Annotated in this window: 1 protein-coding gene; it reads right to left on the bottom strand. The window is 61.3% G+C overall.

The window, feature by feature from the left end:
• Positions 1-41 precede the first annotated feature (41 nt).
• On the bottom strand, positions 42-408 hold a 367-nt coding region (locus D7Y13_RS44020), incomplete at its 5' end, for a hypothetical protein (RefSeq protein ID WP_208734717.1).

Raw genomic sequence — 408 nt, forward strand, 5'->3', positions numbered from 1 at the left:
TTCTGGGAGTTCTTGAAGGACGAGATCGAGGTCGATATATCTCACCTAGCCGTCGACTCCTCTCGTATCGCAGCAACGATCGCGGCAGCGGCCTGTTCCTCTCGAAGCTTTTGTTCCGGCGTAAGGTAGCTGCCGGTAAGTCCCCTCTGATCCCGCCAGCTAGCCATTGCGATGAGGAATTGCTCGTAGTCGGGATCACGGGTTGCCCGGCCGAAGCCGAGCCCGTCGACCGCCGTGGTGAGGCGGCGCAAGGACTCGCGCTCCTGCTTGCTCAGCTGACTGCGCGCGGCCAACCGACGCTGTTCGTCTAGAAGTTCGAGCGTGTAGCTGTCTAGCTGCGATCGAAGACCGTAGACATCCGAGGTCAGCAATCCAGCTACGCCCATACCGCGGGGATCCTCGCGGGGT

It is taken from the genome of Corallococcus praedator, from assembly GCF_003612125.1.
GTDB classification, from domain to species: domain Bacteria; phylum Myxococcota; class Myxococcia; order Myxococcales; family Myxococcaceae; genus Corallococcus; species Corallococcus praedator.